12 protein-coding genes are annotated in these 21,943 nt (G+C 70.5%); 9 read left to right on the top strand and 3 right to left on the bottom strand.

Going from position 1 to position 21,943, the window contains the following annotated elements:
• Window positions 1-64: 64 nt before the first annotated feature.
• Genes BM004_RS12675 through BM004_RS12665 form a run of 3 tightly spaced genes read left to right on the top strand, consistent with a single transcriptional unit; the run spans window position 65 to window position 3,159 of the window.
• Window positions 65-1,063, top strand: a complete 999-nt coding sequence (locus BM004_RS12675; RefSeq protein WP_093213672.1) for a tripartite tricarboxylate transporter substrate binding protein — start codon at window positions 65-67, stop codon at window positions 1,061-1,063.
• Window positions 1,064-1,102: 39 nt separating this feature from the next.
• The gene (locus BM004_RS12670; protein ID WP_093213670.1) at window positions 1,103-2,326 is read left to right on the top strand and encodes a CaiB/BaiF CoA transferase family protein; all 1,224 of its coding nucleotides are present in this window, start codon (window positions 1,103-1,105) and stop codon (window positions 2,324-2,326) included.
• Window positions 2,323-3,159 (top strand): enoyl-CoA hydratase/isomerase family protein, encoded by an 837-nt coding sequence (locus tag BM004_RS12665; protein ID WP_093213667.1) that lies wholly within the window; start codon window positions 2,323-2,325, stop codon window positions 3,157-3,159. Before BM004_RS12670 ends, BM004_RS12665 begins: the two co-directional genes overlap by 4 nt.
• Window positions 3,160-3,163: 4 nt before the next feature.
• Here the strand turns inward: BM004_RS12665 and BM004_RS12660 are convergent, their stop codons facing one another.
• The 3 genes from BM004_RS12660 to BM004_RS12650 all read right to left on the bottom strand — a co-directional run bounded on the left by BM004_RS12660 (window position 3,164) and on the right by BM004_RS12650 (window position 5,220).
• Window positions 3,164-3,346, bottom strand: a complete 183-nt coding sequence (locus BM004_RS12660; RefSeq protein WP_093121899.1) for a hypothetical protein — start codon at window positions 3,344-3,346, stop codon at window positions 3,164-3,166.
• Between the two features lie 111 nt (window positions 3,347-3,457).
• Window positions 3,458-4,153, bottom strand: a complete 696-nt coding sequence (locus BM004_RS12655) for a peptidoglycan DD-metalloendopeptidase family protein (RefSeq protein WP_256219875.1) — start codon at window positions 4,151-4,153, stop codon at window positions 3,458-3,460.
• 179 nt (window positions 4,154-4,332) lie between these two features.
• Window positions 4,333-5,220, bottom strand: coding sequence for a class I SAM-dependent methyltransferase (locus BM004_RS12650; protein WP_093213662.1), 888 nt, complete (start codon window positions 5,218-5,220; stop codon window positions 4,333-4,335).
• Between the two features lie 623 nt (window positions 5,221-5,843).
• On the opposite strand from BM004_RS12650, the gene BM004_RS12645 reads away from it, so the two are divergent.
• The 6 genes from BM004_RS12645 to BM004_RS12620 all read left to right on the top strand — a co-directional run bounded on the left by BM004_RS12645 (window position 5,844) and on the right by BM004_RS12620 (window position 21,929).
• Window positions 5,844-13,178 carry a polyketide synthase gene (locus BM004_RS12645; protein WP_256219874.1) on the top strand — a complete coding sequence of 2,445 codons (7,335 nt, stop codon included), beginning with the start codon at window positions 5,844-5,846 and terminating at the stop codon, window positions 13,176-13,178.
• Complete coding sequence (locus BM004_RS12640; RefSeq protein ID WP_093213656.1) at window positions 13,175-18,169, top strand: non-ribosomal peptide synthetase; 4,995 nt, start codon at window positions 13,175-13,177, stop codon at window positions 18,167-18,169. The genes BM004_RS12645 and BM004_RS12640 overlap by 4 nt, the downstream gene beginning before the upstream one ends.
• A gap of 2 nt (window positions 18,170-18,171) precedes the next feature.
• Window positions 18,172-18,885: a 4'-phosphopantetheinyl transferase family protein gene (locus tag BM004_RS12635; protein WP_093121909.1), complete on the top strand. Its 714-nt coding sequence runs from the start codon at window positions 18,172-18,174 to the stop codon at window positions 18,883-18,885.
• Window positions 18,882-19,700: a serine aminopeptidase domain-containing protein gene (locus tag BM004_RS12630; RefSeq protein WP_093213654.1), complete on the top strand. Its 819-nt coding sequence runs from the start codon at window positions 18,882-18,884 to the stop codon at window positions 19,698-19,700. Before BM004_RS12635 ends, BM004_RS12630 begins: the two co-directional genes overlap by 4 nt.
• Complete coding sequence (locus BM004_RS12625; RefSeq protein ID WP_093121913.1) at window positions 19,693-20,619, top strand: alpha/beta hydrolase family protein; 927 nt, start codon at window positions 19,693-19,695, stop codon at window positions 20,617-20,619. The genes BM004_RS12630 and BM004_RS12625 overlap by 8 nt, the downstream gene beginning before the upstream one ends.
• An 89-nt stretch (window positions 20,620-20,708) precedes the next feature.
• Window positions 20,709-21,929, top strand: coding sequence for a polysaccharide biosynthesis/export family protein (locus BM004_RS12620; protein ID WP_093213651.1), 1,221 nt, complete (start codon window positions 20,709-20,711; stop codon window positions 21,927-21,929).
• Window positions 21,930-21,943: the final 14 nt, after the last annotated feature.

The raw sequence follows: 21,943 nt of genomic DNA, 5'->3' as shown, positions 1-21,943 counted from the left end.
CGATGGCGCCCGGTGCGGGCATTGCGCACCATCCGTCGGACTCAAACAACGACGGAGACAACCGATGCAACGCAGAAGCTTCACCCTGGCGGCGACGAGCGCCCTTGCCGCCCTGGCCACGCCAGCCTTCGTGCGCGCCGCCAACGAATCCGGCGCATCCAGCGCACCCACCGGCCCCGTGAAGATCGTGGTGGGCTTCGCGCCCGGCGGCGGCACCGACGTGCTGGCGCGTGTCATCGGCCAGAAGCTGGGCGTGCTGTGGAACACCACCGTCATCGTCGAGAACAAGCCCGGCGCCACCGGCGTGATTGCGGCCGACTACGTGACCAAGCAACCGCCCGACGGCACCACGCTGCTGATGGCGCACGTCAACAGCCATGCCATCGCGCCCGCGCTGCTGCAGGGCGTGAGGTACGACCCGCGCAAGGACTTCACGCCGCTCGCGCTGGTGGGCGTCACGCCGAACATGCTCACCTGCAGCCCCGAGCAGAAGGTGCGCACGCTGCCCGACATCGTGGCGCTGTGCCGCCAGCGGCCGGGTCGCGTGTCCTTCGGTTCGTCGGGCATCGGCTCGGCGCAGCACCTGGCCTTCGAGATGTTCAAGCTGCAGGCCAAGGTCGACGCGGTGCACGTGCCCTACAAGGGCTCGAGCGCGCTGATCGTCGACCTGCTCGGCGGCCAGATCGACTTCGCCTTCGACACCATGACGGCCGCCACGCCTTTCGTGAAGCAGGGCAAGGTCATCGCCATTGCGCAGACGCGGCTGCAGCGCGCGCGCAGCCACCCCACCGTGCCCACGCTGGCGGAGTCGGGCTTTCCGGGGCTGGACGCGGCCTCGTGGTACGGCCTGGTGGGTCCGCGCGGCATGCCGGCGCCGCTGGTGCAACGCATGAGCGAGGACATCAACCGCGTGCTGGCCATGCCCGACATCGCGCAGCGGCTCGACGAGTTCGGCGCCGAAGACGCCGGCGGCAGTCCGCAGAAGTTCGCCGCCTTCATCGTCTCCGAACACGCGAAGTGGGCCAAGGTGGTCAAGGACGCGGGCGTGCGCGCGGACGCCTGAAGCCATTTTTTTGAATTCCCCTCCCGAAAGATCGAACAGATGAGCGACAGCGACACCCCCTCCTCCCGCCCCCTGCCGCTGGCCGGCGTTCGCGTGCTCGACGTGAGCCAGGTCATGGCCGGCCCCTATGCCTGCATGCTGCTGGCCGACCTGGGCGCGGACGTCGTCAAGGTCGAGCCGCCGCAAGGCGGCGACCAGACGCGCGGCGCCATGGGCTTCAAGCTCAAGGGCTCGGACAGCATGGGCTTCCTCAACATGAACCGCAACAAGCGCAGCATCACGCTCGACCTGAAATCGGAGAGCGGCCGCCAGGTGCTCTACCGCATGGTGAAGGAGGCCGACATCCTGGTGGAGAACTACCGCCCCGGCGTCATGAAACGGCTGGGCACCGACTACGAGACGCTGAGCGCCATCAACCCGAAGCTGGTGTACGTGAGCATCTCGGGCTTCGGCCAGACCGGGCCATGGGCGGCGCGCCCGGGCTTCGACCTGATGGCGCAGGCCATGTCCGGGATCATGAGCGTCACCGGCTACCCCGACGGCCCACCGGTGAAGGCCGGGGTGCCGGTGGCCGACATCGGCTGCGCGCTGTTCGCCACCTACGGCATGCTCGCCGCGTACATCGGTGCCAAGGCCACGGGGCGCGGCCAGTACGTCGACGCCTCGCTGTTCGACTCGGCGCTGGCGTTCTCCGTCTGGGACATCTCCGAGTACTGGGGCACCGGCCGCGAGCCCGAGCCGCTGGGCACGGCCAACCGCATGAGCGCGCCCTACCAGGCCATGAAGGCGGCCGACGGGCACTTCGTGATGGGCGCAACCAACCAGAAGCTGTGGCAGACGCTGTGCAAGGTCATCGAGCGGCTCGACCTGCTCGACGAAGAGCGTTTTTCCACCGTGTCGCTGCGCCTGGCCAACCGCCTCGCGCTGGTCGAGTCGCTGGAGCGCAGCTTCGCGCAGGACACCAGCGAGAACTGGATCGAGCGGCTCCTGGCCGTCGGCATTCCGGCCGGCCCGATCCTCACCTACCCGCAGGCCTTCGAGAGCGCGCACGGCAAGCACCGCCAGATGCGCATCGAGATCGATCACCCCGTCGAGGGCAAGGTGCCGAACATCGGCTTCGCAGTGAAGATGGGCGGCACGCCGCAGCAGGTTCGCCGCCCGCCGCCGCTGCTCGGCGAGCACACGGCCGAGGTGCTGGCGGAGTTCGGCATTGCGGCGCAGGAACAGCGCGAGCTGGCTGCGGCGGGAGCGTTCGGCGCATGAGCGGCGAAGGACGCAATTCACCGGCACGCGGCGAGGGAGGCACTTCGCCGGCGAACGGCGAGGGACACGTTTCACTCACCGTCGCGGGCCCCATCGCCACGCTGACCTTCGATCGCCCCGCCGCGCGCAACGCGATGACCTGGGCGATGTACGAGCAGCTGGCGGCGCACTGCGAGGCGCTCGCCTCGCGCGCCGCCGAGGTGCGCGTGGTGGTGATGCGCGGCGCGGGCGGCCAGGCCTTCGTTGCGGGCACCGACATCGCGCAGTTCAAGCCCTTCGAAGGCGGCGATGACGGCGTGGCCTACGAGCGGCGCATCGACGCGGGCATCGGCCTCGTCGAGCAACTGCCGATGCCCACGCTGGCGGTCGTCGACGGCTGGGCCGTGGGCGGCGGGCTGGCCATTGCGACGGCCTGCGACTTTCGCATCGGCACGCCGGGTGCGCGTTTCGGCGTGCCGATTGCGCGCACGCTGGGCAACACGCTGTCGTCGCTGAACTTCGCGCGGCTGCGCGCCGCGTGGGGGCTGCAGCCGGTGCGGCGCATGCTGCTGCTCGCGCAGATCATCGGCGCGGACGAAGCGCTCGCCTGCGGCTTCCTCGAACAGGTCTGCGCGGCAGAAGAACTCGATGCGGCGGTGAGCGCGCTGTGCGCGCGGCTGGGAGCGCTGGCACCGGTGACGCAGGCCGCTGCCAAGGAGGCGCTGCGCCGCGGCACGGCCCAGGGCGCGCCCGACACCGATGACCTGGTGCGGCGGTGCTACGGCAGCAGGGATTTCAGGGAAGGCGTCGACGCCTTCGAGGCCGGGCGCCCGCCTGCGTGGCAGGGGCGCTGAGCGCCTAGGCTTTCGGAACGAAGCCCGACGCGCACTCTTCGACCAGGGCAGCCGATTGCGTCACCTGTTCGGCGATCTGGTCGCGCATCGGCTTCCAGTCGCGGCTGAACTGCGCCAGCAGAAACCATTGCGTCGCCAGCGCCAATGCGATGCCGACCGCAACCAACATCCAATCCATGAGTTCCATGAACGCCCCTTCCTGAGAACAGGGGGCGAGTCTGCGCATTTCGAGGGCGCGGCGATATCACCAATTCGGGGGATGCCTTTCGCCAGATAGAGCGCCGATCGGCCGAGAAAGTCAGCGCGCGGTCAGGTACTGGCGCGGGTCGACCGCGTTGCCGCGGTAGCGGATCTCGAAGTGCAGCTTGCTGCGCCCGCTGTCGCCGCCGCCAAGGTCGGCGATCTTCTGGCCGCGCTCCACGCGCTGCCCCTGCTTGACCTGCACCGTGTGCAGATTGGTGTAGACCGACATGTACGAGCCGCCGTGGTCGATCATGACCACGCTGCCGTAGCCGCGCAGCATCTCGGTCACGGCCACCTTGCCCGCGCCCATCGACACCACCGGGTCGCCCGGATTGGCCGCGATGTCGACGCCCTTGTTGCTGCCGCCGTTGAAGCCCGCGATCACCTGGCCCGGCGCGGGCCAGCCCCAGTCGCTGCGGCGCGATGCGGGCGGCGTGGCCGGCTCGGGGTCGCGGGCCTCGCGGTTCCTCGGCGGCCTTGCGCGCTCGGCGCTTGCGCTCCGGGGCGGCGGCGAAGCATCGGGTGGCGCCGAGGCCGTTGCGCCGCCCGGCGGCGCAATGCGAAGCACCTGCCCCGCCTCGAGCTTGTCGGGGTCCTGCAGGTTGCTCCAGCGGGCGATGTCGCCGGTCGAGCGGCCGGTCTTCGATGCGATGCGGTAGAGCGTGTCGCCGGGCTGCACCACGTACTCGCCGGGGCCTGCCACGGGCATCTTCGGCGAGGTCGAGCACGCCGCCACCATCACTGCCGCCACGAGCGCGATGCACGCGCGCCAACCTCTGCCTGCCCTGCCTTCTGGGCCTGCTCGGCCTGTCCTGACTGTCACAACCACTGCGGGAGTCCTTCCTGGATTACCTGATGGCGCGTCCCCGTCGCCGGGGCGCGTTCGAATAATCCGCAGAGGCTACCAGCAGTCGCCGGCCCGCCGAAACCTCACATCATCGCGGCGGCTCCTTCTTGCGGCCCGCGCCGGGCGATGCACATCAGCGACAGCGCGCTGGCGGGCGCCGCCGGGTCGCGGCCCGACAGCGCGTTGCCCATGCGGTACTTCCATTGCGCCGGGCCGACGTGGCCTCGCAGCGCATCGGCGCCGATCTGGTGGTTGTGCGGATGCACGCTGACCTCGAAGCCCAGCGGTTCCAGCGTGTGCTGGAAGAACTCCTTCGTCACGCCGTCGCCGGGCCGGTGGTGAATCTCGGTGCGCAGGCCCCACGACTGCTGGCTGCCCGACTTGTGGAAGCCGTGCCGCGTCATGCGGTAGACCCACAGCCGCGCATCCCAGAGGAATTTGGCCAGGCCCTTGTAGTCCCAGGCCGTGAGCTGCGGGTCGTGGTCGGTGATGAGCACGCCGTAGGGCTTCACCAGCCGCGCGCCCTCCCGCAGCACCGCGTCCATGTCGTCGCAGTGGTGCAGCGAGGCATTGATCACCACGATGTCGGCCACGCCCGAGTTGAACGGCGTGTGCGCCGCGTCGGCCAGCACCGCCGTGTAGCCGAGCCGCGAAGCCAGCTCCAGCGACCCCGCGGCCACGTCGACACCCACCAGCAGCTCGGGCTTGCCGCCCAGCGTGGCGAACACATTGCCGGGGCCACAGCCCAGGTCGATGACGACCTTGCCGGTCCAGTCCCCGCCCGCGGCGAGCCACCGGCTTCGGAAGTGCGCGTCGCGGTGGCAGAAGTCCAGGTACTCCTGGGCCCACCCGGCATTGCCGAAATACGTGGCATTGGCCTCCAGTCCTTTCGAGATATTCGGTATTTCCGCCTCGAAGTAGAGATCACGGGGCCTGAGAACTACACCTGGTAATAGGATGTCGCTTAACATTTTTAGCCCTCATGAAGATTGATTCTCGATTGCTTTGAATGAATTCGGAGTTTTGGCTATTTTTAGGTTTTGTACAGCGATTTTTTATTCAGTTACAGAACCGGCGAATTGATAACAGCACCAAATCCGGTCAATGTTTCCTGATGCGAGCGCCGCAGCGGTGCGTTTTACGCATCGCTCCCCAGTGAAATGTATGCACCGATCCGGTTATCCGCGCGAACCATCTGGTGCGCTGGTTTTCCCGCGGTCTCCCCTGTGCATCTCCCCATGAGTACCCCGGTTCGGGAGCGCATTCCGGTGCCTCTGGACAGCTGGCGCAGCCCCTCGGAACCTCCAAACCACGCATCAGTTACCTCGAACTGGACAGTTCGGGTAGTACGTTTTCGAAATAACCTTGTCTGAATGTAACCTAGGCCTTAAGACCACACTTTGGCCGTCTCAAACCTCCTAGGATCGAGTCAAGAAAAAGAAAGAAGACCGTTTCAGAACGCCAATTGATTGGGCGATATCTTCGCGCATTCAATTAATTCCATCGTATTGCGTATCCGGGTATTTACATGGAAATTCAAACTGTTTTGCCGTCGCGCGTTTCAGCCCCCGACCTGCTCCTGGGAGACCTGTTCGTGCCGCGCGCCCACCCGGATTCGCCGAACGCCCGGCACACGAGCAACCTGCCCAAGGGGCTCGCCGCCGCCCCCCACCTGCTGCCCGACACCCCCTTCGCCGGCGCGTGGCTGCTGCTGCAGTCGCGCTGGCTCGGAACCCTCTGGCCGACGTTGGAAGAAGCCTCGCTCAGCCCGAACGCATCTCATGGCCGCACGCAGCGCCTGTCGACCACCGCCGCCTACGACGCGACCCGGGCCGCCGGTGACTGGCTCGCGGAACTGGACCAGGCCCGCCGCGTGTCGGCGGAAGCGCCGCTGTCCACGCAGCGCCCCGACGTGCTCTGGCTGCGCCAGGACATCGACACCGCCTACGGCGCCGACGCCGCCCTGCGCCTGCGCTTCGACGCCCCCAGCGCATGCCTGCATATAGACAGTGCGGTCAGCCTGCTGGACGCCGCCGCGCTCGACACGCTGCTCGCAGCCATCGCCGACACCGCCGCCGACCTGCTCGCGCGCCCCGATGCCGCGCTCGGCGACATCCGCACCCTGCCCCGCGCCGACAGCGACACCCAGCTCGCCGCATGGAACACCGCCGTGTCGCCGCTGGACCGTTCGCTCACCGTCACCGGCCTGTTCCGCCGGCAGGCGCAGGCTGCGCCGGAAGCCACCGCCGTCGCCGAAGGCGAACTGCGCATGAGCTACGCGGAGCTCGACCAGCGCTCCGACGAACTCGCACACCGCCTGCAGCGCCTGGGCGTTCGCGGCGGCGACAGCGTCGGCCTGCTGCTCGACCGCTCGATGGCCGCCGTCGTCGCGATGCTCGGCATCCTGAAAGCGGGCGCCGCCTACGTGCCGGTGCCGACCGATTTCCCGTCGGAGCGCATCGCCTACATGCTCGGCGAAACGCATGCGCACCACGTGCTGACCGAGCAGGCGCACCACCATCTCGTGCCGCCGAAACACGCGGTATTGCTGCTCGACGAATATGCCGACAAGGCAGATCGCAGTTCTTGGAATCCGCCGTCCGTCGACGGCGAATCGGTCGCCTATGTGATGTACACCTCGGGCTCCACGGGCACGCCCAAGGGCATCGAGATCTGCCACCGGTCGATCCTGCGGCTCGTGGCCGGCGTGGACTATGTCGAACTCGCCGCGGGCCGCGCGGTGCTGCATGCGGCGCCGCTCGCCTTCGACGCGGCCACGCTCGAGGTCTGGGGCCCGCTGCTCAACGGCGGCTGCTGCGTGATCCACGACGAGCGCGTGCCCACCGGCGCCGGCCTGGCCCGCACCATCGCGCGCCACGACGTGCACACCGCATGGCTCACGGCCGCGCTGTTCAACGCCGTGGTCGACGACGACCCGGCCCACCTGGCCGGCCTGCGCCACCTGTTCACCGGCGGCGAGGCGCTGTCGGTGCCGCATGTGCGGCGCGCGCAGGCGGCACTGCCGAAGCTCACGCTCAGCAACGGCTACGGCCCGACCGAGTGCACCACCTTCGCGGCCACGCACCGCATTCCTTCTCCCCTGCCCGACGACCTGCGTTCGGTGCCGCTGGGCCGCCCCATCAAGGACACCGTGCTGCGCGTGCTGAGCCCGTCGATGGCGCTGCTGCCGGCCGGTTTCGTCGGCGAGCTCTGCATCGGCGGCCACGGCCTGGCGCGCGGCTACCTGCGCCAACCCGCGCTGAGCGCCGAACGCTTCGTGCCCGACCCCTTCGGCGGTCCGGACGACCGGCTCTACCGCACCGGCGACCTCGCGCGCTGGCTGCCCGACGGCACGCTCGAGTTCATCGGACGGCGCGACGGCCAGGTGAAGATCCACGGCCATCGCATCGAGACCGGCGAGGTCGAGGCCGCCATCCTGGCGCACCCTGCGGTGCAGTCGTGCGCCGTGCTCGCGCGGCCCGACGCCAGCGGCCAGCTGCGCCTGGTGGCGTACCTCGTCGCACGCACGCAGCAGGTCGCGTGGGACGCCCTGCGCGCGCACCTTGCCACGCGCCTGCCCGCCGCCCTGGTGCCGACCGCGCAGGTGTGGCTCGCCCAGCTGCCGGTCACGCCCAACGGCAAGCTCGACCGCAAGGCCCTGCCCGAACCGGCCGGCGAACGCCCCGAACTGGCCCAGCCTTTCGAGGAAGCGCACGACGCCCTCGAGCAGCAGGTGTGCGACGCCTTCGCGCATGCGCTGCGCATCGACAAGGTCGGGCGCAACGACAACTTCTTTGACCTCGGCGGCGACTCGCTGCTGGTGCTGCAGGTGCTCGCCGAGCTGCAGCGCGGCACCGGGCTGCAGCTGTCGACCAATCTTTTTTTCCGCAATCCCACGCCAAAAGCAATGGGTGCGCGGATGCAGCCGGCGGGCGATCTGCCCGCCACGGCCGCTGCGACCGGTACGCAAGCACGACCGGTCGCGGCGGCCCCTTCTTCGCCAAGGTCCGGCATCGATGACGATGCCGTGGCCCTGGTCGGCACCGCCGGCCGCTTTCCGGGCGCCGCCGATGTCGAGCAGTTCTGGCGCAACCTCGTCGCCGGGCGCGACACCATCACCTTCTTCGACGACGCCACGCTCGACGCGGGCGTCAGCCAGGCGCTGCGCAGCGACCCGTCGTACGTGCGCGCACGCGGCGTGATCGACGGCATCGAAGACTTCGACGCCGCCTTCTTCGGCATCGGCCCGAAAGAGGCGCAGCTCATGGACCCGCAGCAGCGCGTGTTCCTGGAGATCTGCTGGGAGTGCCTCGAACGCGCGGGCTACGTGCCCGACGCCGCGCCGGGCCCGGTCGGCGTGTACGCCGGCATGTACAACGCCACCTACTTCCAGCGCCATGTGAGCACCCGGCCCGACCTGGTGGAGCCCGTGGGCGAGTTCCAGGTGATGCTGGCCAACGAGAAGGACTACATCACCACGCGCGTGGCCAACCGGCTCAACCTGACCGGCCCCGCCGTCAGCGTGCACACGGCCTGCTCGACCTCGCTGGTGGCCGTGGCCCACGCCTTCCATGCGCTGCGCACGGGCCAGTGCTACATGGCGCTGGCCGGCGGCGCCTCGGTCACCTGCCCGCCGCGCAGCGGCTATCTCTACAACGAGGGCTCGATGCTCTCGCCCGACGGCCACACGCGCAGCTTCGACGCGCAAGCCCAGGGCACCGTGTTCAGCGACGGCGCGGCCGTGGTGCTGCTCAAGCGCCTGGCCGACGCGCAGGCCGACGGCGACACCATCTACGCCGTGCTGCGCAGCGCCGCGGTGAACAACGACGGCGGCGCCAAGGCCAGCTTCACGGCGCCCAGCGTCGACGGCCAGGCCGCGGTGATCCGCGCCGCGCTGGCGGCGGCCGGCGTCGACGCGCGCAGCATCTCCTACGTGGAAGCGCACGGCACGGCCACGCCCATGGGCGACCCCATCGAGGTCGAGGCGCTGGCCGTGGCCTATGCCGAGCACACCGACGCGCTCGACTACTGCACGCTCGGCTCGCTCAAGAGCAACGTGGGCCACATGGTCACCGCCGCGGGCGCGGCCGGGCTCATCAAGACGGCACTGGCGCTGCACCACGAAGTGATTCCGCCGACAGTGCACTTCAGCTCGCCGAACCCGTCGATCGACTTCGCGCGCACGCCGTTCCACGTCAACAGCGAACTGCAACCCTGGCCGCGCGCCGACCTGCCGCGCCGCGCGGGTGTGAGTTCGTTCGGCGTGGGCGGCACCAACGCGCATGTCATCGTCGAGGAGGCACCGCCTCGGCCGGCCTCGCCCCTCGCGGCCGGCGAACAGGTGCTGTCGCTGTCGGGCCGCTCGGAGGCTGCGTTGGCCGTGGCCTGCGAGCAGCTCGCCGCGCACCTCGACGCGCAAGCCGGCCTGCCGCTGGCCGACGTGGCCCACACGCTGGCCGTGGGCCGCAAGGCGCACGCCTTCCGCCGCGTGGTGGTCGCCGGCAGCGCGGCCGATGCCTCGGCCGCGCTGCGCAATGCCGACTCGCCCTGGCGCGCCAGCGGCCGCACAGCCGCACGCGCACCGCAGATGGTGCTGATGTTCCCCGGCCAGGGCGCGCAGTACGCGGGCATGGGCAAGCACATGCACGCCGCCGACCCGGTGTTCGCCGCCGCCTTCGACGACTGCATGGCCGCCTTCGAAGGCGCGGTCGACTTCGACCTGCGCGCGCGCATGCTCTCGGACGACCCGCAATCGCTGGCGCCCACCGCCGCCACGCAGCCGGCCATCTTCGCGCTCGAATACGCGCTGGCCCGCCGCGTGCTGTCGCTCGGTGCGCGCCCGCAGGCGCTGATCGGCCACAGCGTGGGCGAGTTCGTGGCGGCCGTGCTGGCCGGCGTGATGCGTCTCGAAGACGCCGCCAGGCTCGTCGCCCGGCGCGGCGCGCTCATGCAGGCCCAGCCGGCCGGCGCCATGCTGTCGGTGCGCCTGGGTGCGGCCGAGCTGCTGGACAGGCTCGACCGCTTCGGTCCGCAGCTGTCGCTGGCCGCCGAGAACGGCCCCACCGCCTGCGTGGCCGCCGGCCCCTTCGACGCCATTGCCGCGCTGCAGGCCGCGCTCGAGGCCGACGGCATTCCGGCGCGCGCGCTGCAGACCTCGCACGCCTTCCACTCCGCCATGATGGACGGCGCCGTCGCGCCCTTCGAGGCGCTGGTGCGGCAGGTCGAACTGCACGCACCGTACACGCCCATCTTCTCGACCATGACCGGCCGCCTGCTCGAAGGCGCCGAGGCCACCAGCGCCACCTACTGGGCCCAGCACCTGCGCGGCACCGTGCACTTCTCGCCGGCCGTGCGCTGCGCGATGGCGCAGGTGGCCAACCCGCTGTTCGTCGAAGCCGGCCCCCGCAACATGCTCTCGACGCTGGTGCGCCAGCACGGCGCAACCGCTGTGGTGCCGCTGCTGCAGGGCGACCCCGCCGACGAGGCCCGCACCCTGCACCTGGCGCTGGGCCGCCTCTGGACCTGCGGCGCCGACGTCGAGCTCTCGCGGCTCGTGTCGCGCACCGGCGCGCAACGCGTGCAGCTGCCCACCACGCCGTTCGAGCGCAAGCGCTTCTGGGTCGACATCGCCACCGTCCCCCCCATCGCCACCGAGACCGCGCCCGTCGCAGCCCCGGCCCCTTCACCTGTCTTCCTTGTTTCACCTACCGCCCTGGAGCCGACCGTGACCGCTGCAACGCCCTCGCCTCTTCCTCCCCCCGCCTCCAACGTGGATGCGCGCCTGCGCACCTTGTTCGAGGACATCTCCGGCCTCGACATGGCGCAGGCGGAAGGACACGCCGCCTTCGGCGAGCTGGGACTGGACTCGCTCACGCTCACGCAGGCCGCCACGCAGATCAAGAAGCACTTCAAGGTCAACCTCAGCTTCCGCCAGCTGATGGAGAACTACCGCAGCTTCGACGCGCTGTCGGGCTTCCTGCGGGAAAGCCTGCCGCCTGAAGCCACGCCGGTTGCAGCACCTGCCGCCGCGCCGGTGACCGCGGCGGCCATGCCCGCACCCGTGCAGGCCGTCGCCGCCTACCAGCCCGTGGCCATGCCCATGCCGGTGTATGCGCCGATGCAAGCCGGCATCGGCGGCGGCGACCCGCTTCCGCAGCTCATTTCGCAGCAGATGGAATTGATGCGCCAGCAGCTGGCCCTGCTGTCGGGCGCCGCGCAGGCCGCGCCGCTCATGACGCTGCAGGCCATGCCTGTCGCGCAGGTCGCACAGGTCACGCAAGCCGCGCAACCGGTGGCTGAACCCACCGCACCAGCCGCAACCGCGGTCTCCGCCACGCCCGCTGCCGACGAACCCGCCACCCATCAGCCCGTGCGCTACGACGTGGCCAAGGCCTTCGGCGCCATCGCCCGCATCCACACGCAGCGCACCGCCGAGCCCAGCGGCCGGCAGAAGGCGCGGCTCGCGGCCTTCATGCGGCGCTACGTGGAACGCACGCAGAAAAGCAAGCAGTTCACCGAGTCCAACCGCCCCCACATGGCCGACCCGCGCGTGGTCAACGGCTTCCGCCCGATCACCAAGGAGATCACCTACCAGATCGTCATCGAGCGCTCCAAGGGCTCGAAGATGTGGGACCTCGACGGCAACGAGTACGTCGACGTGCTCAACGGCTTCGGCATGAACATGTTCGGCTGGCAGCCCGACTTCGTGCAGGACGCCGTGCGCAAGCAGCTCGACGAAGGCTACGAGATCGGCCCGCAGCATCCGCTGGCGGCCGAGGTCACGGCGCTGATCTGCGAGCTCACCGGCAGCGACCGCGCCGGCCTGTGCAACACCGGCTCCGAGGCCGTGATGGCCGCGTTGCGCATCGCGCGCACCGTCACCGGCCGCAGCACGGTGGTGGTGTTCACCGGCTCCTACCACGGCACCTTCGACGAAGTTCTGGTGCGCGCCGGCAAGTCGGGCAAGGGCCTGTCGGCCGCGCCGGGCGTCATGAGCGGCATGTTCGGCGACATCCGCGTGCTCGACTACGGCACGCCCGAGGCGCTGGCCTTCATCCGCGAGAACGCCGACGACCTGGCCGCCGTGCTGGCCGAGCCGGTGCAAAGCCGCCGGCCCGACTTCCAGCCGCGCGAGTTCCTGCACGAAGTGCGCGACATCACCGCCAAGAGCGGCTGCTGCCTGATCTTCGACGAGGTCATCACGGGCTTTCGTACCGCGCTGGGCGGCGCGCAGGAGCTGTTCGGCGTGCGCGCCGACCTGGCCACCTACGGCAAGGTGATCGGCGGCGGCTTTCCGGTGGGCGTGATCGCCGGCAAGCGCGAGTTCATGGACGCGCTCGACGGCGGCCCCTGGCAGTACGGCGACGACTCGATCCCGGGCGTGGGCGTGACCTACTTCGCCGGCACCTTCGTGCGCCACCCGCTGGCGCTGGCCGCGGCCAAGGCCTCGCTCACCCACCTGAAGGAAGCCGGGCCCGCGCTGCAGGCCGGCCTCACGGGCAACACCTCGGCCATGGCCGCGGAACTCTCGGGCTGGTGCAAGGAGGTGGGCGCGCCCATCGAGATCCGCCACTTCGCCTCGCTGTGGCGCGTGAGCTGGCTCGAGGACCACCCGCTGCAGGACCTGCTGTTCGCCATGATGCGCAGCCGCGGCATCCACATCCTGGACAACTTCCCCTGCTTCCTCACGAGCGCGCACAGCGCCGAGGACATCGCCTTCATCCAGCGCGCCTTCAAGGAGTCGGTCGCCGAGATGCAGGAATCCGGCTTCCTGCCGCGCCGCGCCGCGGTCGTCACCGGCTTCGACCTGCGCAAGCCCGCCGAAGAAGGCTCGGTGCTGGCGCGCGACGTCGACGGCCAGCCCTTCTGGTACGTGCCCGACACGGCCAGCCCCAGTCATCACCTCATCAATGGAAAGGCCGCAGCATGAACGCCGTTCTCAAGCCCACCGCCAGCGGTGGCGCCATCGAATGCATCGTTGCGACGACGCAATCGCAACGTGAAGTCTGGCTCGGCGCAACGCTGAGCACCGAGGCCTCCCTGGCCTACAACGAATCGGTGCTGCTGCGCATGCGCGGCACGCTGGACAGCGAAGCCCTGGCGCAGTCGATGGCGCTGCTGCTCGAACGCCACCAGGCCCTGCGCGCCACCATCTCGCCCGACGGCACCTGCATGCTGGTGAGCCAGCCCGGCGACAACCACCTGCTGCAGCAAGACCTGAGCGGCCTCGAACCCGAAGCCCGCACGCGGGCCCTGCGCGCCGCCCACAACGAAGCCGTGTGCACGCCCTTTTCGCTCGAGCACGGCCCGCTGTTCCGCGCGGTGCTGTACCGCCTGGGCGAGGCCGAGCACGAGCTCGTGATGTCGGCGCACCACGTGGTCTGCGACGGCTGGTCGTGGGCCGTCATCACCGAGCAGCTGGGCCACCTGTATGCCGAGCAGACCGGCGTGGGCCTGAAGCTCAAGCCCGCGCCGCTCTTCGCCGACTTTGCCGCGCAGGAAGCCGACGACGCCGCGCACCCCGACATGCAGGCGCACGTCGACTACTGGCTGGGCCGCTTCTCGGGCAGCACGCTGCCGGTGCTCGACCTGCCGCTGGACCGCCCGCGCCCGGCCACGCGCACCTTCAACTCGCTGCGCGCCGAGCGGCTGCTCGACAAACGCCTGGTGAGCGCCGTGCGCACCACCAGCACCAAGGCCGGCGTGAGCCTGTTCACCGGCCTGCTCAGCGGCTTCGTGGCCACGCTGCACCGCCTCACGGGGCAGGAAGACATCGTGGTCGGCATTCCGGCGTCGGGCCAGCTCGCGCACGACATGCCCGGCCTGGTCGGCCACTGCGTGAACCTGCTGCCGCTGCGCCTGGCCGCCAACACCGGCATGCGCTTCGACGCGCTGATGGACGAATGCAATACCGCCGTGCTCGACGCCTTCGACCACCAGGCGCTGACCTACGGCGCGCTGCTGGGGCAACTCTCGCTCGAGCGTGACCCGAGCCGGCTGCCGCTGGTGAGCGTGGCCTTCAACGTCGACCCCGACGTGGCCAGCAGCGCGCAGGCCTTCACCGGCATCGACGTGGTGCAGGACACCATCGCGCGCCAGTACGAGAACTTCGAGCTCTTCCTCAACCTGCGCCCGCTCGACGGCGGCCTGGTGATCGAGGCGCAATACAACACCGACCTGTTCGACGACGTCAGCGTGCAGCGCTGGCTCGACATGTTCGAGTGCGTGCTGCAGTCGGCCACGCACAAGCCGGACGAAACCGTCGGCCGCCTCGACGTGCTGTCGGGCGACGGCGCGCGTGCGCTGCTCGCGCTGCAGCCGGCGCGCGTGCCGCTGGTCGGCGCGCCGCTGGCGCATGCCGGCTTCCTGGCGCGCGTGCCGCAGCAGCCCCACCACCCGGCCGTGCGCGACGGCGCGCGCAGCTGCAGCTACAGCGAACTCGACGCGCTCTCCAACCGGATGGCGCATGCCCTGCGCGCGCGCGGCGTCGCGCGCGGCCAGCGCGTGGGCCTGTGCCTGAACCGCAGCCTGGAAATGGTGGTCTCGATGCTGGGCATCCTGAAAGCGGGCGCCTCGTACGTGCCGCTGGACCCGGCCTTCCCGCAGGCCCGCCTGGACCACTACGCCAGCGACGCCAAGCTCAGCCTGATGCTGACCACGTCGGACATCGCGGCCACCCCGCGCGACTGGCGCGCCGACGCCGGCCAGCGCATCTTCGAGATCGACCGCGACACCGCCTGGCGCCAACTCTCCGCAGAAGCCCTGCCGCCAAGCGCCGACGACGCCGGCCCCGACGACGCCTCCTACGTCATCTACACCTCGGGCTCCACCGGCCTGCCCAAGGGCGTCATCGCGCACCACCGCGGCGTGGCTCACCTGCTGCAGTGGATGCAGCGCGAGTCGGGCATCAGCCCGGCCGACCGCATCGCGGCCGTCACCACGCTGTCCTTCGACATGGCCGTGCCCGACCTGCTGCTGCCGCTGGCGGCCGGCGCCGAGCTGGTGATGGTGCAGCGCGACGTGGCCATGGACGGCAACCGCCTGTCGCGGATGCTCGACGAAGAGCAGATCACCCTGCTGCAGGCCACGCCCGGCATGTGGCAGGTGCTGCTCGACGCGCAATGGCAAGGCGCCCCGGGCTTTCGCGGCTGGACCGGCGGCGAGGCGTTGCGCCCCAGCCTGGCGCTCGCGCTGTGCGAGCGCATGGAAGGCCTGTGGAACGGCTACGGCCCGACCGAGACCACCGTGTACTCCACCGCCTGGCACGTGCGCCCCGAGGAAATCGCCTCGCGCGGCGTGTCCATCGGCAAGCCCGTGGACAACACCGAGATCTGGATCCTCGACGCCGACCTGCAGCCCTGCCCCGTCGGTGTTCCCGGTGAAATCTGCATCGCCGGCGAAGGCGTGTCGCTCGGCTACCTCGACCGCGCCGAGCTGACGGCCGAGCGCTTCGTCACCGTGCGCATCTTCGGCGTGCCCAAGACCGTGTACCGCTCGGGCGACCGCGGCCGCTGGCGCAACGACGGCCTGCTCGACCACCTCGGCCGGCTCGACTTCCAGGTGAAGGTGCGCGGCTACCGCATCGAGCCCGGCGAGATCGAGGTGCGCTGCTGCGAGGTGCCCGGCGTCTCGCGCAGCGTGGTCGTGGCCCGCGAGGACAACCCCGGCGACGTGCGCCTGGTCGCCTACCTGGGGCTGACCCCGGGCGCCACCTTCGACCTCGACGCGCTCATGGTGCACCTGCGCAAGCACCTGCCGGCCTTCATGCTGCCGCAGCACGTGGTGACGCTCGACGCGCTGCCCACCATGCAGAACGGCAAGGTCGACCGCATCTCGCTGCCGCCGCCGCAAGCCGCGGCACGCGACGAGGTGCGCCGCGGCGCCGGCCCGCGCAACGACCACGAGCGCAAGGTGCACGCGGCCATGGAGAAGGTGTTGAGCCTGCCGGGCCTGGACATGCACGACGACTTCTTCACCATGGGCGGCCATTCGCTGCTGGCCGCGCGCCTGACCACCCTGCTGAGCCGGGAGTTCCAGGTGACGCTGCCGCTGCGCACCCTGTTCGAGGCGCCCACGGCCGAGAAGCTGGCCGCGGCCATCCAGGCGCTGCAGGGCGCGGGCGTCGGCCTGCAGGCGCCCATTGCGCTGCGCGCCGAGCGCCGCGCCGCGCCGCTCACCCTGGCGCAGGAGCGCATCCGCTTCATGGAAGAGCTGCACCCGGGCCGCTCGGTCTACAACGCACCGTCGGCGCAGCGCCTGCTGGGCAAGCTCGACGCGGCGCGCTTCGAAGGCGTGCTGCGCGAAATGATCCGCCGCCAGCCCTCGCTGCGCACCCGCATCGGCAGCGATCCGCAGACCGGCGAGCCACTGCAACTGATCGCGGAGTCTGTGGAATTCGCGCTGCCGCAGGTCGACCTGCGCGGCCTGCCGGCCGACCAGCGCGACGCCGAACTGGCCGAGCGCATGCAGGAGCTCGCGGACCGGCCCATCGACATCCACAAGGCGCCGATGGCCAACGCCACGCTGTTCCAGATCGACGACAACGAGCATGTCTTCCTGTTCGTGCCGCACCACCTGATCTGGGACGGCTGGTCTTTCGACCTGCTGCAGAACGAGCTGGGCGCGCTCTACGACGCGGCCGAGCGCGGCCGCCCGCACAACCTGCCCGCCCTCGCCACCACCCACGGCGACTACGCCGAGTGGCTGCAGAAGTGGATGACCGAGCCCGCCTGCGAGGAGCAGCTGGAATTCTGGCGCCGCCGGCTCGAAGGCGCCAGGGCGGCCCGCCCGCCGCGCACCGACATGCCGCGCCGCGCGGGCAAGAGCGGCCAGGGCGGCGCGCACTGGATCAACATCGACCTGCAGAGCACGCAGCGCCTGCGCGAGATCGCACGCGACATGGACGTGACGCTCAGCATGCTGACCTTCGGCGTCTACGCGCTGACCATGGCCCGCGTGATCGGCAGCGACTTCATCGTGCTCGCCAACCCGGTGCGCGGGCGCCAGCAGGCCGAGACCGAAGACATCATGGGCTTCTTCAACAACGTGCTGCCGGTGTCGCTGGCGGTCGACCTGAAGCAGACGCTGCCCGAGTTCATGCACTACGTGAAGCAGGAACTGCTGTCGATGATGAACAACCAGCAGGTGCCGTTCGAGCGCCTGATGGCCGAGCCGGGCTACGCGAGCCAGATCAAGACCTCGGGCCCGTACCAGTCGATGTTCTCGTTCCAGGACGCCCGCGAACGCGCCCGCTCGGTGGGCAGCCTGCAGACCCGCCAGATGCACGTGATGCAGCACGGCGCCACCGACGACATCGGCGTGTGGCTGATGGACAAGCCGCACGGCCTGGAAGGCGCGCTGATCTACAACGCCGACGTGTACCTGCGCGAGACCGGTGCGCAGCTGCGCGAGCGCTACCTCGAGGTGCTGCGCCGCGTCGCCGAAGACCCGAACGCCACGCTGGCCGACATCGCGAGCACCGAGGACTCCACCAGCGCCGCCTACCTGCGCAAGCTCGCGGCCGAGGAGCCCGGCAAGGGGGCCCCGGCGGCCGCCGCCGGCGAGGAGCGCAAGGCGCGGCAGGCCCTGCTCAACCCGGAGCATGCGCAGCTCGCCCAGATCTGGGCCGGCGTGATCGGCATCGACGTGGAGGACATCCGCGCCAGCGACAACTTCTTCGACCTGGGCGGCGACTCGCTGCTGGTGCTGCGCGCCGTGCAGCAGGCCGCGCAGATGCTGGGCCATCGCGTGGAGCCGCGGCGCTACCTGTTCGAGAACCTCGGGCAGATCGCATCGTCGCCGCGCACCGTGCCCGAGGGCGTGCCCTCGGACCTGGTCGAGCTGGCCGCCGGCACCGCCGCCAACGCGCAGCGCGGCGGCCTGCTCAGCCGCGCCTTCGGCGGCTGGCTGCGCAAGGGGTGAACATGAACAGCTCTGCCTACGCCCTGTCCATCGACGCGCCGGTGTGCCGGTACGTCGACCTGGACAGCTTCACCGACCTCCTGCCCGCGCAGGTCCTGTCGGACGAAGAGTGCGCGCGCGCCGCGAACTTCCGGTTCCCCGCCGACCGGCAGCGCTACGTGGCCTCGCACATCGCGCTGCGCCAGGCGCTGGCCGAGTACACCGGCCTGCACCACGCCGCGCTGCAGCTGGCCACGGGTTCCTTCGGCAAGCCGTCGCTGTCGGGCCACACGCGCACGCAGTTCTCGCTGAGCCACAGCCACGGCCTGGCGCTCATCGCCATCGGCGGGCGCGGCCCGCTGGGCGCGGACGTCGAGCTGCTGCGCGCGGTGCCCGACGCGGCCGTGCTCGCGGCCGAGCACTTCACGCGGCGCGAACAGGAGGCGCTGGCCGCCCTGCCCGCGCAGGAACGCGACAAGGCCTTCCTGACCTGCTGGACACGCAAGGAGGCCTGCCTGAAAGCCATCGGCGTGGGCCTGCTGCTGTCGCCGCAGAGCTTCGAGGTGGGTTTGGTGCCGGACTGCCGCAGTGTCGAGCTGTCGGTGGCCGGGCGCATCCTGTGGCTGGTGCTCGGGCCGGCGCCCGCGCGCATGGACTGCGTGGGCTCGCTGGCCGAATGGCGCCAGACCGAGGCCCGCGCCGGCCACGCGAGCCGCCTGGCGGAGGCCCACGCATGAGCTCCACGCCCCTCATGTTCGGCCCGGCGTCGCGCCAGGTCTTCGGCGTGTTCCATGCCGCCGACCAGGACCGCGCCGACGACACGGCCGTGCTCATCTGCCCGCCCTTCGGGCAGGAGGGCCTGCGCACGCACCGCTTCTTCAAGGTGCTGGCCGAGCGCCTGTCGCGCACCGGCATCGCCACGCTGCGCTTCGACTTCTACGGCTCGGGCGACTCGCCGGGCGACGAGAGCGAAGGCGAGTTCGACGGCTGGCGCCGCGACCTGTGCTGCGCGCACGAAGAGCTGCGCCGGCGCGCGCCGAGTGCTTCCATCGTGTGGATCGGCGCACGCCTGGGCGCCACGCTGGCCGTGCTGGCCGCGCGCAGCGGTCGCTGCGACCCGGTGCGGCTGGTGCTGTGGGAGCCGGTGATCGACGGCAGGCGCTATGCCCGCGTGCTGCGCGAGGACCACGTGAGCGCCATCGACACCACCTTCTGCATTCCCGACGTGGCCTGGCGCCGCAGCCTGGTGCAGCAGCCCGACGCCCTGCCCGAGGAAGCGCTGGGCACCGTGCTCTCGCCGGCGCTGCGTGCGCAGCTGGCGGCGCTGGTGCCCGAGTCGCTGCCGCTCACCGCGCTGCACGACACGCTGGTGCTGGCCAGCCCCGACGACGAGCGCACCGCGCAGTGGGCCTCCGACCAGCAGTCGCGCCACATGCCGGTTCGCCTGGGCTACTTCAAGCACCAGCTCGACTGGACCTCCGACCCCTACCCCAACAGCGCGATGGTCCCGGCCGATGCGCTCAACCGCCTCCAAGGTGCGATCCATGAATGACACGACACAGACCCCCGTGCGTTTCGGCCCCGGCGACGCACTGATGGGCATGCTCACGGCCCCCGCGCAGCAGGCGCCGGCCGGCGTGGCCTGCCTCATGTTCAACATGGGCGCCAACCACCGCGTGGGGCCGCGCCGCATCAACGTGAAGCTGGCGCACATGCTGGCCGCGCGCGGCGTGAGCAGCCTGCGCTTCGACCTGGGCGGCGTCGGCGACAGCGACGCGCTCGACACCTCGCCCGACCTGCAGACCCGCGCCGTGCATAGCCTGCAGGCCGCCATGGACCTGGGCGAACGCATGCTGGGCGCGCGGCAGTTCACCGTGGTGGGCATGTGCTCGGGCGTGGAGCACACCATGGCCGCGGCCGCGGCCGATCCGCGCGTGGTGGCCGTCTCGCTGTTCGACGGCTTCGCCTTCCCCGAGCGGCGCGCACGCTGGGAGCGCAACGTGCGCCGCGCGCTCGCCGCGCCCGCGCACCCGTCGTTCCCGGGCAAGGCCAAGCGCTGGCTGCAGCGCCACTTCCTGCGCAGCCACTCGACCACGCCGATGCCGGGCTTCTTCGCCGAAAAGCGCGCGCCCGAGGACAACGCGGTCTGGTTCGGCGCCACGCTGCGGCAGCTGGTCGAACGCAAGGTCGCGGTGCAGCTGCTGTATTCGGGCTCGCTGCACGTGTGCGACCGCGGCCGCGACCAGCTCGGCGCCTTCGGCCGCCAGCCCTTCACGCAGGACCTGCAGTACGAGTTCATGGCCGAGGTCGACCACACCGTGTGCACGGAAAGGGGCCAGCAGCTCTTCCTGCAATCGGTCGGCGACTGGGTGACCGACCGCTGCTTCGGCGCCAGCACCGAACGCCGCAGCCAGGCCCGCCCGCTCGCGAGCGCCGAACACGCCATGCCCACCACCTGGGCCGCGCCCTGAAGCGCAGCCCTGTTGCCCATCCTCAACCGGTCCTCTCACTCACCTCACCCACGTCACCCACCGTCAAAACGGCCATCAAGGAGATCACCATGGAACGCCACGATCCAGCGCCGCAGTCACGCGGCTCGCGCCCCTTCCCCGCCAGGGCAGCGGCAGCAGAGGCCCAGATGGAGCGCCGGTTGCGATGGGCGGGCCTGGCGCTGCTGCTGTCGCTCGGCCTGGTCGCGCTGTCGGGCTGCGCGCCCGGCTTCGGCGGCGTGGGGCCGCTGGGCTTCACCAGCACCACGGGTGACAGCACGGCCTCGGCCGAGAACAACAAGATCATTCCGATCACGCCCGACCTGATCCGCGCGCAGGCCGCGCAGAAACCCAAGACCGTGTCCGACGGCGTGAAGCGCCTGTTCGCCACCGCGCCGGTGTACACCATCGGGCCGGGAGACGTGGTCGGCATCATCGTGTACGACCACCCCGAGCTGCTGCCCAACGCCGGCGCGGTGATCGCGCAGCAGTCCGACCCGACCGGCGTGAGCGTGGCGCCGGGGTTCATCGTCGGCGCCAACGGCGAGATCAGCTTTCCGTACATCGGGCGCGTCAAGTTGCAGGGCCTGACCGAAAGCGGCGCGTCCGAGCTCGTGGCCGGGCGCATCCAGAAGTTCATCAAGGACCCGCAGGTCACGGTGCGCATCCAGTCGTTCCGCAGCCAGCGCGCCTACGTGCAGGGCGAAGTGCGCACGCCGGGGCTGCAGATCTTCACCGACGTGCCGATGACGTTGTCGGAGGCCATCAGCCGCGCCGGCAGCTTCACCACGGCCGGCGACCGCGCCCGCATCACGCTCACCCGCGGCGGCGTCTCGACGGTGGTCGACATTCCCGCGCTGCAGGCCATGGGCCTGGACGCCAACAGCATTCCGCTGCGCAACGGCGACGTGGTGAACATCGGCACCCGCGAGGACAGCCGGGTCTACGTGATGGGCGAAGTGCGGGCCCCGTCGTCGCTGCAGATGCGCATGAACGGCCGCCTGAGCCTGAACGAGGCGCTCGGCGACGCCGGCGGCCCCGACCTGCTCGCCTCCGACCCCGGCCAGATCTACGTGGTGCGCAACTCGCCCGACAACCTGGACGTGCAGCAGATCTTCAACCTCAACGCGAAGAACCCGGTGGCGCTCGCGCTGGCCGACCGCTTCGAGCTGATGCCGCGCGACGTGGTCTATGTCGACCATGTGCCGCTGGTCACCTGGAACCGCGTGATCAGCCTGATCCTGCCGGCCGCCCAGGTCGTCAACCTCGGCCGCGACACCGCGCGCCGGTGAGTTCTCCACCCCGC

The organism is Variovorax sp. OK212, assembly GCF_900112425.1.
Lineage (GTDB): Bacteria > Pseudomonadota > Gammaproteobacteria > Burkholderiales > Burkholderiaceae_C > Variovorax.
This window is presented reverse-complemented; position numbering and strand designations above follow the sequence as displayed.